The organism is uncultured Ruminococcus sp. (genome assembly GCF_946415235.1).
Lineage (GTDB): Bacteria > Bacillota > Clostridia > Oscillospirales > Ruminococcaceae > Ruminococcus.
In genome coordinates, this window is sequence record NZ_CAMKRR010000092.1 from 1 (window position 1) to 11,465 (window position 11,465).

The following is an 11,465-nucleotide window of genomic DNA, read 5'->3' on the forward strand; positions in this document are numbered from 1 at the left end:
CATGGACTATCCCCGGCAACCTTGCTATATGCCTCGGTCCTGAGTACAACTATACTCTCGTCCATGTTGGTGATGAGTACTATGTAATGGCTGAAGAGCTCGTAAAGACAACTATGGAGACAGCAGGTATCACAGAGTATACCACAGAGCATATCTTCACAGGTGCAGAGCTTGAAGGCATGAAGACAAAGCATCCTCTCTACGACCGTCCGTCACCTATCATCGTAGGCGACCACGTAACTCTCGAAAGCGGTACGGGCTGCGTACATACAGCTCCCGGCTACGGTGTCGAGGACTTTGAGGTGTGCAAGAACTATGACGATATCGGCATCATCGTATGCGTTGACTCAAAGGGCAGGCAGACCGCCGAGGCAGGCGAGTTCGAGGGAATGGACACAGACGAGGCAAACAAGGCTATCGCCGCAAAGCTTACAGAGCTGGGCGCTATGCTGGCAACTCAGAAGATCGTCCACCAGTATCCTCACTGCTGGAGATGCAACAGCCCTATCATATACAGAGCTACAGAGCAGTGGTTCTGCTCGGTGAACGGCTTCAAGGACGAGGCTATAAAGGCTATCGAGTCCGTAAAGTGGATACCCGAGTGGGGCGAGGACAGAATAAAGGGCATGGTGCGCGACAGAAGCGACTGGTGCATATCCCGTCAGAGAACATGGGGCGTTCCGATACCAGTTATCTACTGTAAGGACTGCGGCAAGCCCATATACAATGACGAAACTATCTCCGCTATCGCCGAGCTCTTCCGCAGGGAGGGCGCCGACGCATGGTGGACAAGAGATACAAAGGAATTCATTCCCGCAAGCGTAAAGTGCGACTGCGGCTGCGGTGAGTTCACAAAGGAATACGATATCATGGACGTATGGTTCGACAGCGGCGTATCGCATACTGCTGTTATGGAAGGCAAGGACTTCCCGAGCCTTACATGGCCTGCCGACCTCTATCTCGAGGGCGCTGACCAGTACAGAGGCTGGTTCCAGTCGTCACTCCTCACATCTGTGGTATACAAGGGCTGTGCTCCCTACAAGGCAGTCTGCACACACGGCTGGGTAGTTGACGGCGAGGGCAAGGCAATGCACAAGTCCCTCGGAAACGGTATCGACCCAAGCGAGATAACAGACCAGTACGGTGCTGATATACTCCGTCTCTGGGCAGCTTCCTCCGACTATCACAGCGATATCCGTATCTCAAAGACCATACTCGGACAGCTTTCCGACGCTTACAAGAAGATAAGAAATACCGCACGTTTCATACTGGGCAACCTCGGAAACGGTGCAGGCTTCGATCCCGATAAGGACAGCGTGAGCGACGATCAGCTCACAGAGCTTGACAAGTGGGCTCTCATGAAGCTGGATACTCTCATCGACAAGATGAAGGAGGGCTATGAGGCATTCGACTTCCATATCGCACTCCACGCACTCCATAATTTCTGCGTAATAGATATGTCCAACTTCTACCTTGACATAATCAAGGACAGACTTTACTGCGAGAAGGAGGATTCCGTTCTCCGCCGCGCAGCTCAGACGGCAATGTACCGCATAATTAGTGCGATGACAAGACTTGCCGCACCTATCATTTCATTCACAGCCGAGGAGATATGGCAGTTCATGCCCCACTCCGCAGGCGACGACACTCAGAGTGTATTCCTCAATCAGATGCCCGAGAAGAGCGGCATAGATTTCACAGCCGACTTCATCGACAAATGGCAGTTCATCTACAATACACGTCTCGGGGCAAATAAGGCTCTTGAGGACGCAAGAAACGAAAAGACTATCGGTAAGTCCCTTGAGGCTAAGATAATAATCAAGAGCAGCGATGCGGACTACGACAGGTATGTTTCACTTGCGGATCAGCTCAAGGATATTCTCATCGTTTCGGGCGTAGAGGTAGAGAAGAACGGCGCTGAGACTGTATACGCAGTAGCTCAGGCTGAGGGAGAAAAGTGCGAGCGCTGCTGGTGCTTCAGCAAATACGTCGGCACGAATCATACGCATCCTACTCTCTGCGAGAGATGCGCGATCGCAGTAGAAGCGTAATTATTAAAAGTGCCTCGCACATACGCAAACTAAAGTTTGCTCCGTGCGGATCGGCAAACAGCAAACGCAAAAAGCTTTTATCGTTTGCTATAATCTGTACTATATTGCCTGTCGGCTCGAACGGTCGGCAGGCAGTCTTATTGAAAGGATAAAACACATGGCGGTAATACTAACGCTGCTGACAGTGCTGCTGGTTGCGGCAGATCAGCTTGTCAAATACTGGGCTGTACACGAGCTCAAGCCCGTTGGAAGTATGGACTTTATCCGCATCGGCGACTTCAAGATATTCGACCTTACCTACCTCGAGAATGACGGAGCTATTTTCGGCGTAATGTCGGGACAGAGGTGGTTCCTTGTGGGCTTTACGGGAATAATCGTGCTGCTGGGGATAGTTCTGCTGATAAAGCTCTATCGCCGCTCGAAATTCCTCAATGTAGCCATAGCGCTGTTTATCGCAGGCGGCATCGGAAACCTTATAGACCGCTTCCGCTATGCGTATGTAGTGGATATGTTCGAGTTAAAGCTGTTCAAATTCGCGATCTTCAATGTTGCGGACATATGCGTTACCTTTGCGTTCGTTATGCTTCTTATCTACGGACTGTTCATCGACCCGAAGATAGAAAAGGCAAAGAAGGAAAAGGCGGAAGCAGATGAATGAGAAAGTCGCGCTGACAGCTTCCGCAGAGGACGCGGGAAGCCGTATCGACAAATACATTTCGGACAATATTGCGGAGCTGACACGCTCTGCCGTTCAGGGACTTATCGAAAAAGGACTTGTCCTTGTGAACGGTAAGGAGGTCAGCAAAAACTGTAAGCTGAAGGCAGGGGACGAGGTGACTGCCGAGATACCCGAGCCCGAGCCTATGGACGCTGTTCCCGAGGATATCCCTCTGGATATAGTCTATGAGGACGACGACCTCCTTGTTGTGAACAAGCCAAAGGGCATGGTGGTACATCCCGCCCACGGCAACTACACGGGCACTCTTGTGAACGCTCTGCTCCATCACTGCGGAGACAGCCTTTCGGGCATAAACGGAGTTATACGCCCCGGCATAGTTCACCGTATCGACAAGAACACCAGTGGACTGCTCATAGTTGCAAAGAACGACGCTTCACACCTGAAGCTTGCCGAGCAGATAAAGGCTCACAGCTTCACAAGAGAGTATGAGGCAGTTGCCTGCGGTTATTTCAGGGAGACCGAGGGTACTGTTGACGCTCCTATAGGACGTCATAAGACAGACAGGAAAAAGATGTGCGTGACAGCGGAGAATTCACGGAACGCGGTCACACATTACTGTGTTATAAAGCAGTACGGCGGCTACGCCCATGTGAGGCTAAGGCTTGAAACGGGAAGAACTCATCAGATAAGAGTCCACCTCAGCTATATCGGACACCCCGTGCTCGGGGACGACGTTTACGGAAAGCCTTACAAGGGCATTGAGGGGCAGTGTCTCCACGCCCGCAAAATAGGTTTTATACACCCGACAACAGGGGAGTATATGGAGTTTGAGAGCGAGCTTCCCGATTATTTCGTATCCATACTTTCAAGGCTTGAAAAGATGTAGGAGGAATACCCTTGTTTGAAGATATATCAAAAGTAGTGCTCCTGAGCGATCTGGACGGGACTCTTCTCAGTACTGACAAGAGGATAACCGACACAGACCGCCGCGCCATAGAGCATTTCACTGAGCTGGGAGGACGCTTCACGGTCGCAACGGGACGCACGGTGCAGTCCTTTGAGCAGTTCCTGAGCATACTGGATATCAGGTACCCTGTCATAATGTACAACGGAGCGGCTATCCACGACTATACAAGCGGAAAAACGCTCTATTCCCATCCGCTTCCGAAGGAGGCAAGGAGCTACGTCGAGGAGCTTCTCGGTCTCATGCCCGAGGCAGGCGGAGAGGTGCTGAAAACAGACGGCACCTATGTTTTCAGCAATACCGATTATCAGCAGCTGCACACAAGGCTCTGCGGCATAGAACCAACCTACGCGGAGCTGAAAGATATAGAGGACGGCGGCTGGCTGAAGGTGCTTTTCTCCATGTCCCCAGAGGATGTGGAGCATATGGAGCTTCTTGTAAGGAAGCTCGGTCACGGGGGCGTTGACTATGTAAAGTCCTCGGAAATATTTCTTGAAATGCTCCCCTCGGGAGTGAGCAAGGGCTCGGCTCTTGCTGAATACAGAAAACTCAGCGGCATGGAAGGCTGCACCTTCGTGTCAATAGGCGATTTCGACAACGATACAGAAATGATAGCCGAAGCCGACCTGGGAGCTTGTCCCGCAAATGCTGAGGATTCCGTCAAGGCAAAGGCAGACCTTATCCTTACCCGCACCAATGACGAGGGAGCTGTTTCGGAGCTCATAGAATATATAATCGAAAGGTGCAGAAAGTAGAACAATGAAGAAAAAGAAGGCGGCAATCACGGTATACATAGTCGCGGTATTATGCGTACTGGGACTTATCGGACTGCTGGTGTACAGCAGAGTAAGCGGCATGAGCTCGGAGAGTACCAGAAATTTTACTCTCGAGGACGCCGTTACCCTTGCGTTGGCAGTATTCAACATACCCATGTGGGTGATCTCTCTGCTGCTCATGAAAGCGCTGAAACTGAGAGGCACTCTCCACGAAAGACAGAACAAGATGCTCATATCACTGCCTGCTGTGGCGTGTACGGGCTTTTTCATCTTCTATGTCATCGTGCTTATCATGATGGCTGTGGGATGATGTACATATTAAATTTACATTTTCAGCAAGAAATGCATTGCAATCACTCAAATATTGCGGTATAATATTGGTATAGCCAACCCCGCAGGGGCAGGACCGTCCGTCTGACCTTTCATTTACAGGATGGAGGAGAAAGCCTGCCCCTGCTCCCAAAAAGCAGATCACGGCAATATGCCGTCAAATAAAATATTGGAGGTCAATATGGACGCAAAGCTTAAAAAGGAATTGCAGAAAACTGCCTGCAAAGTCAGAATGGGCGTTATCGAAGGTACTTATAACGCTAAATCAGGTCACCCGGGCGGTTCGCTCTCGATAAGCGACACACTCACTTATCTCTACTTCAACAAAATGAACAATGATCCCAAGAACCCTGACGCTCCCGACAGAGACAGATTCGTTCTTTCAAAAGGACACACGGCTCCTGCGCTGTACTCGGTACTGGCACAGAGAGGCTATTTTTCTGTTGACGAGCTGAAGTCTCTCCGTCATATAGGCGCACTTCTTCAGGGACATCCGTGTATCCATATCCCCGGCGTTGATATGTCCAGCGGTTCACTCGGACAGGGCATCTCGGCAGCAGCAGGTATGGCTCTCGCTGGAAAGATCGACGGCAAGTCATACAAGGTATACACTGTCCTCGGTGACGGCGAGATCGAGGAAGGACAGGTATGGGAGGCTGCTATGTTCGCAGCTCACAAGAAGCTCTCAAACCTCGTTGCTATCGTTGATAACAACGGCTTACAGATAGACGGTCCCATCACCGAGGTATGCTCACCCGAGCCTATCACCGATAAGTTCGCAGCTTTCGGCTGGCACGTTATCACAATGGACGCTCACGACTTCGACGACATCGACAGAGCCTTCACAGAGGCTGACTCAGTAAAGGACAAGCCTGTGGCTATCATTCAGAAGTCCACAAAGGGCAAGGGCGTTTCATTCATGGAAAATCAGGTAAGCTGGCACGGTACAGCTCCCAATCAGGAGCAGTATGAGCAGGCAATGGCAGAGCTCGGCACGCAGTTAAAGGAATTGGAGGACTAATTATCATGGCAGATGTAATCAAAAAGGCTACCAGAGAAAGCTACGGCGAGGCTCTTAAGGAGCTTGCCGAGGAATACAAGGACTTGATAGTTCTCGATGCAGACCTTGCTGCTGCAACAAAGACAGGTATATTCAAGAAGGCTTATCCCGACCGTTTCTTCGACTGCGGTATCGCAGAGGCTAATATGATGGGCGTTGCAGCAGGTCTCGCAGCCTGCGGAAAGATCCCCTTCGCAAGCACATTCGCAATGTTCGCAGCAGGAAGAGCTTTTGAAATAGTAAGAAACTCTATCGGCTACCCCCACCTCAATGTAAAGATCGGCGCTACACACGCAGGTATCTCTGTTGGTGAGGACGGCGCTACACATCAGTGCAACGAGGATATCGCTCTTATGAGAACTATCCCCGGCATGACTATCATCAACCCCTGTGACGACGTAGAAGCAAAGGCTGCCGTAAAGGCTGCTCTCGACTTCAAAGGACCCGTTTATATGCGTTTCGGCAGACTTGCAGTACCGGTTATAAACGATGCTGCAAGCTACAAGTTCGAGCTTGGCAAGGGCGTTGTCATGAAGGACGGTAAGGACGTTACCATCGTTGCTACAGGTCTCATGGTAAATGAGGCTGTAGAGGCTGCAAAGGCTCTCGAGGCTGATGGCATATCCGCAAGAGTTGTTAATATCCACACTATCAAGCCTCTCGACAAGGAGCTCATCTGCAAGTGTGCAAAGGAGACAGGTCTCATCGTTACTGCCGAGGAGCACAGCGTTATCGGCGGTCTCGGTTCGGCTGTAGCAGATGCAGTTACAGAGTGCTGTCCTGTTCCCGTTGTCAAGATCGGCGTGAACGACGAGTTCGGTCACTCAGGTCCTGCGGTCGCTCTCCTCAAGGAGTTCGGTCTCTCAGCTGAGAATATCGTTAAGACAGTCAAGGCTAATATCAAGAAGTGATCTCAAAGGGCGGAACGTTCCGCCCTTTTTATGGCAGAAAATATAATATACGGGCAATAGCGCGGAATTCATTTCATAAACGGCTGTATTGCTCCGTTGATACAGTAAATATCGTTTTTGTAAAACACGCATTGCTTTTTGCGTTTAAAGCACTTTAAATCTATAAAAACTTCCGAAGTTTCAAAAAAGCAGTTGACAAAAGAAGAATAAAGGACTATAATTGCATTGTAAACAGCAAGGGCGCTGCAGACGGTAAGTCTGCGGCGCTGTTTTGGTTTATAGCGCTAATTCCATACACAAAGGGGTGTATGATGTGCTGAGGATATCGGTGCATCGTACACCCCGTTAAATTTTATGCTGTAACTTTTAAGGAGGTAATAATTATGGATACTCAGACAATTATAGATCAATTGACTGATTATACAGACAAAACAGTATTTGGCGTATGGTTTATGATAGCGGTAGCTCTCGTATTCTTTATGCAGGCAGGCTTTGCAATGGTGGAGACAGGCTTCACCCGTGCCAAGAACGCAGGCAATATCATTATGAAAAACCTTATGGACTTCTGTATCGGTACAGTAATGTTCATTGCAATAGGCTTCGGACTTCTTCTCGGTGAGGATATCGTTGGTCTTATAGGTGCTCCCGGATTTGATATATTCACAAGCTACGCTGATTTCCAGTGGGATCAGTTCATATTCAACCTTGTATTCTGTGCGACTACATCTACTATAGTATCAGGTGCTATGGCAGAGAGAACGAAATTCCTTTCGTACTGCATCTATTCGGCTATCATCAGTGCGCTGATATATCCTGTTGAAGCACACTGGATATGGGGCGGCGGCTGGCTTGCACAGCTGGGCTTCCACGATCTTTCGGGTTCATGCGCTATACACATGGTCGGCGGTATCTGTGCCCTCATCGGTGCTAAGATCGTTGGCCCACGTATAGGCAAATTTGTCAAGACCAAGGACGGCGAGATCAAGGTAAACGCTATCCCGGGACACAACCTTACGATAGGTGCCCTCGGAGTATTTATCCTCTGGTTCGGCTGGTACGGTTTCAACCCCGCAGCAGCTTCAAGCGTTGCACAGCTCGATTCCATTTTCCTCACAACAACAGTAGCTCCTGCTGTTGCAACAGTAACCTGTATGATCTTCACATGGGTAAAATACGGCAAGCCCGATGTTTCAATGTGTCTTAACGCTTCACTGGCAGGTCTTGTAGGTATCACAGCAGGCTGTGATGTCATGGACTGCTTCGGTTCTATCGCAGTAGGCGTAGTATCAGGTTTACTGGTATGCTTTGGCGTATGGCTCCTTGACTATAAGCTCCACATCGACGACCCTGTTGGTGCGGTTGCAGTTCACATGATGAACGGTATCTGGGGTACTATCGCAGTTGGTCTTTTCGCAACAGAGACTTCTCCAGGATATGCTATACAGCTTGAAAGCGGCGGCATCAAGGCAGAAGGACTTTTCTACGGCGGCGGCTTCGAGCAGCTTGGCTTACAGCTCCTCGGCTTTGTATCTGTAGCCTCATTCGCAGCTGTAGCTATTACAATTACATTCACAGTTATCAAGAAAACTCTCGGTCTCCGCGCTTCCGAGCAGGAAGAGATACTGGGTCTTGACATTACAGAGCATGGACTTATTTCCTCTTACGCTGACTTTGCTCCCGCACTTACAGATGCAGGTATGCACGGCTACACAAAGGAGGACGCAAAGAGCGTAAAGGTAGTAGGTACTCCCGAAGCTCCTGCTGTTACGGTAGATGAAGCAGTAGAAGTAAAGAACTACTCCACACCTTCACCTGACGGTGCAGCAAAGCTCACAAATATCGTTGTTATATTCAAACAGCAGAAGCTCCAGCAGTTCATCGAGGCTATGGAACACATTGATGTCAAGGGCATCACAGTAACAAATGTCCTCGGCTGCGGTATGCAGAACGGACAGACAAACTACTACCGTGGTGCTAAGGTCGAGATGAACCTGCTGCCTAAGGTCAAGGCAGAGATCGCAGTATGTGCGGTTCCTGTTGAAAAGGTCGTTGCAGCAGCTAAGGCAGCTCTTTATACAGGCAACTACGGTGATGGAAAGATGTTCATTTACGACATCGAGAACGTAATCAAGATAAGAACAGGCGAGGAAGGCTACAACGCACTTCACGACTCTGCAGAGTGGGAAAAAGCGTAAATACGGCAAGGCGTTACTGCTGTGAAGGGCGGCAGCTTCATCACTTCCGCTCACGGCAAGCTCCTTTTCGGAGTATGATGTTTTAGCATAACAGTAAAGTCTTTACTATAGACCTCTCCTTGAAATAAATACAGCAAAGCCATAGAAACGTCAGCATTTTTGCCGACGTTTCTATGGCTTTTAAATTACAAAAACAGGCTGCGAAAAAATACGCAGCCTGTGATCAATATCATTGCTTATTCTTCTTTTTCGGGCACAGTTTCCGACTCTGATTCGGGTTCTGCGGCAGCTTCTCCGCTGTCTGCCTTATCGGCGATAACATCGGATATTACCTGCTGTAATTCCTCATCGTCATATTCTATCTCTTCAGCCCCGAGAGCTTCACCCACTGGAACAGCTGCGGCAAGAGAAGCTTCCGCAAGGTCCTCGCGTATGCCGTCAGAGCATGAGCTGAGCTTTGTCATATCAATAATGCCCGAGCAGGTCACGTCGTCACCGCTGCCCTTTTTGGTCATGGACGGCAGGAACTCGGCAAGCTGTGAAATACCCTCTTCCATGCCGTTTTCGACGATAGTGAGAGCAAGTCCGCGGAAGAAGCAGAAGAGCTGCTCCTCGTTCCAGTAGGAATTTTCCACTCCGTCCGAGCAAAGGAATACAGCCGCAGGCATAAGTCCTTTCGGAAGATAGAAGAATCTTGCGGAGAGAGCCGCGTCGTCCTGACACATTGAAGTGGTAACATTTTCGTAGCAGCGCGGATCCTCGGGGACAGGAGCAAAAACATTGCTGTCTCCGTCGATGACTACGCATTTGCCGTCGCCTATCTGAGCTCCGAAAGCGTAATTCTCGGTAACTACCGCAAAGAGCAGGGTAGTACCGTAAGCGCCTATATAGTCGCCTGCTTCATATCTTGTACGGTAATTTGCGAATTTCTCGGGGATACGTTCATACTCCTCCTCGGTAAATGGATCGTTCTTGAAATCCTGTTCCGTTTTGTCGTGCCAGCGGGCAATAATGCTTCTCCAGAGCTGATTGAACAGCTCATCACGCTGACGCTCGTCGGAAAGCGCCTCGTCTGCATTTTCAAGTCCCTCAAGGAACTCCTTTACACAGTCCCTCGCACATTCAACAGCAAACCTCGAGCCTCTTTCCGTGCGGAGATAACAGGCGCTGCCGTGACCGTCCGCAGCTGCCGCAAAGGAATAATTCTCATTATCCGCACAGGCAGAGCTGTCCTGACAAACAATGCCGCGGTTCAGATGTGAAGCACCGATAGTTGTCTGAGCAAAGGAAAATAATCTTTGCATAACCTCACCTTACCAGTCGGATTCGTCCCAGTCAGCGGTATTTGCATCGCTGAGAGCTTCTGTTGTCTGAGTTTTGACGTCCTCTGCAAGCTGCTTTGATATCTCCACAGGGTCTGTATCGCTGTCCACTGTGCTTGAATGGCTTGCGAAAACGCTTGTGATAACGCTTGCCTTTTCTATCATAAGGCGGAGCTGATCCTTGTTCTTTACATCGAGGACGGTCTCAGAGCTTCCCGAGAAGCGGGCGAGTATGTCCTTGTCTGCGTCATCGCCGATAGCGAAGGCTATCTTTATGGAGCGCTTGAACCAGTTGTTCTTTTTAAGAGCGTCAAGTCCGCTCTCCCAGTTATCTGTAGGACCGCCGTCGCTGAAAAGGAGTATAACAGGCGGATAAGCGCCTGCCGCGGTCTGAAGGAACTCGTTCCTTGAGAGCTTCTTGTCAAGCTCCTTGCAGGCAGCGCCGAGGTCGGTAACGCCGCAGGCTTCAAAGGTCTTGAAGCGGTATCCCTCGGGTGAAACGGGCTCGGGAGTTACCCACGAAGCACCTGTTGAGAACTCCAGCACTGCGATCTTTATTTCAGCGTCGTCGCTTTCGTCACTGATCTCCTGAAGTGTCTGCATTACTTCCTCAAGAGCTGATTCTACCTGTCCTATCTTGCTTCCCTGCATACTTCCCGAGGTATCTATGACATAAAAAAGTGTCATGACCTTTCTGACAGCGGGAGCGTAATCATCTAAACCTGGCATTACTATGACCTCCGTTCGCGTTAAGCTTGTATGAGCGGACAATTACCGCCCGTAATATTGCCTGTCGGCATAAAAATCGTGAAAGTTCCCCATATCACGGAACTAATCATAAACATTATAACATGAAACTCATCTTAGGTCAAGTAGTTTGTTAATTCAGTTTTTGATCGCTTTTTTTGAAGAAAATGCTTGACAAGACAGAAAATATATGCTATAATTATCAAGCTGTGAAATATACAGCATCGTATTCTAAAGACAGCTGGCAGAGCTAAGGCTCAGTAAGTCCCGCCGAGGAATAGCAATTGATAGAATTATCATTGTCCATTCTGCGCTGTCGGAATGGGCATTTTTATTGCTCTCTCTGAATACGATAAAAAATCATTCGGAGGTGAATACACACTATGCCAAGCAATGCTGTACTCGAAGCAAAGAAGGCTAAGGTCGAGAA

At 49.4% G+C, this 11,465-nt stretch carries 10 protein-coding genes; 8 read left to right on the top strand and 2 right to left on the bottom strand.

Annotated features, from left to right (window positions below):
• From ileS to Q0R37_RS12765, 8 genes are all read left to right on the top strand, one after another.
• On the top strand, positions 1-2,051 hold a 2,051-nt coding region (gene ileS / locus Q0R37_RS12730), incomplete at its 5' end, for an isoleucine--tRNA ligase (protein ID WP_294754869.1).
• Between the two features lie 157 nt (positions 2,052-2,208).
• Positions 2,209-2,709 carry a signal peptidase II gene (lspA, locus tag Q0R37_RS12735; protein ID WP_294754871.1) on the top strand — a complete coding sequence of 167 codons (501 nt, stop codon included), beginning with the start codon at positions 2,209-2,211 and terminating at the stop codon, positions 2,707-2,709.
• Positions 2,702-3,616 carry an RluA family pseudouridine synthase gene (locus tag Q0R37_RS12740; RefSeq protein WP_294754872.1) on the top strand — a complete coding sequence of 305 codons (915 nt, stop codon included), beginning with the start codon at positions 2,702-2,704 and terminating at the stop codon, positions 3,614-3,616. Before lspA ends, Q0R37_RS12740 begins: the two co-directional genes overlap by 8 nt.
• A gap of 11 nt (positions 3,617-3,627) precedes the next feature.
• Positions 3,628-4,449 (top strand): HAD family hydrolase, encoded by an 822-nt coding sequence (locus Q0R37_RS12745; protein ID WP_294754873.1) that lies wholly within the window; start codon positions 3,628-3,630, stop codon positions 4,447-4,449.
• Between the two features lie 4 nt (positions 4,450-4,453).
• Positions 4,454-4,780, top strand: a complete 327-nt coding sequence (locus Q0R37_RS12750; protein WP_294754874.1) for a hypothetical protein — start codon at positions 4,454-4,456, stop codon at positions 4,778-4,780.
• A 201-nt stretch (positions 4,781-4,981) separates the two neighbouring features.
• The gene (locus tag Q0R37_RS12755; RefSeq protein ID WP_294754875.1) at positions 4,982-5,821 is read left to right on the top strand and encodes a transketolase; all 840 of its coding nucleotides are present in this window, start codon (positions 4,982-4,984) and stop codon (positions 5,819-5,821) included.
• A gap of 5 nt (positions 5,822-5,826) precedes the next feature.
• Positions 5,827-6,771, top strand: coding sequence for a transketolase family protein (locus tag Q0R37_RS12760; protein WP_294754876.1), 945 nt, complete (start codon positions 5,827-5,829; stop codon positions 6,769-6,771).
• A 383-nt stretch (positions 6,772-7,154) separates the two neighbouring features.
• Entirely contained in the window at positions 7,155-8,966 is a 1,812-nt protein-coding gene (locus tag Q0R37_RS12765; protein ID WP_294754877.1) for an ammonium transporter, read from the top strand.
• A gap of 236 nt (positions 8,967-9,202) precedes the next feature.
• On the opposite strand, the gene Q0R37_RS12770 is transcribed toward Q0R37_RS12765, so the two are convergent.
• The gene (locus Q0R37_RS12770) at positions 9,203-10,270 is read right to left on the bottom strand and encodes a PP2C family serine/threonine-protein phosphatase (RefSeq protein ID WP_294754878.1); all 1,068 of its coding nucleotides are present in this window, start codon (positions 10,268-10,270) and stop codon (positions 9,203-9,205) included.
• A gap of 9 nt (positions 10,271-10,279) precedes the next feature.
• Positions 10,280-11,017, bottom strand: coding sequence for a VWA domain-containing protein (locus Q0R37_RS12775; RefSeq protein ID WP_294754880.1), 738 nt, complete (start codon positions 11,015-11,017; stop codon positions 10,280-10,282).
• Positions 11,018-11,465 lie beyond the last annotated feature (448 nt).

Bases quoted from the DNA above. Each gene is read 5' to 3' on its own strand.
- lspA (WP_294754871.1), top strand. From the start codon at position 2,209: ATGGCGGTAATACTAACGCTGCTGACAGTGCTGCTGGTTGCGGCAGAT.
- Q0R37_RS12740 (WP_294754872.1), top strand. From the start codon at position 2,702: ATGAATGAGAAAGTCGCGCTGACAGCTTCCGCAGAGGACGCGGGAAGC.
- Q0R37_RS12750 (WP_294754874.1), top strand. From the start codon at position 4,454: ATGAAGAAAAAGAAGGCGGCAATCACGGTATACATAGTCGCGGTATTA.
- Q0R37_RS12755 (WP_294754875.1), top strand. From the start codon at position 4,982: ATGGACGCAAAGCTTAAAAAGGAATTGCAGAAAACTGCCTGCAAAGTC.
- Q0R37_RS12760 (WP_294754876.1), top strand. From the start codon at position 5,827: ATGGCAGATGTAATCAAAAAGGCTACCAGAGAAAGCTACGGCGAGGCT.
- Q0R37_RS12765 (WP_294754877.1), top strand. From the start codon at position 7,155: ATGGATACTCAGACAATTATAGATCAATTGACTGATTATACAGACAAA.
- Q0R37_RS12770 (WP_294754878.1), bottom strand. From the start codon at position 10,270: ATGCAAAGATTATTTTCCTTTGCTCAGACAACTATCGGTGCTTCACAT.
- Q0R37_RS12775 (WP_294754880.1), bottom strand. From the start codon at position 11,017: ATGCCAGGTTTAGATGATTACGCTCCCGCTGTCAGAAAGGTCATGACA.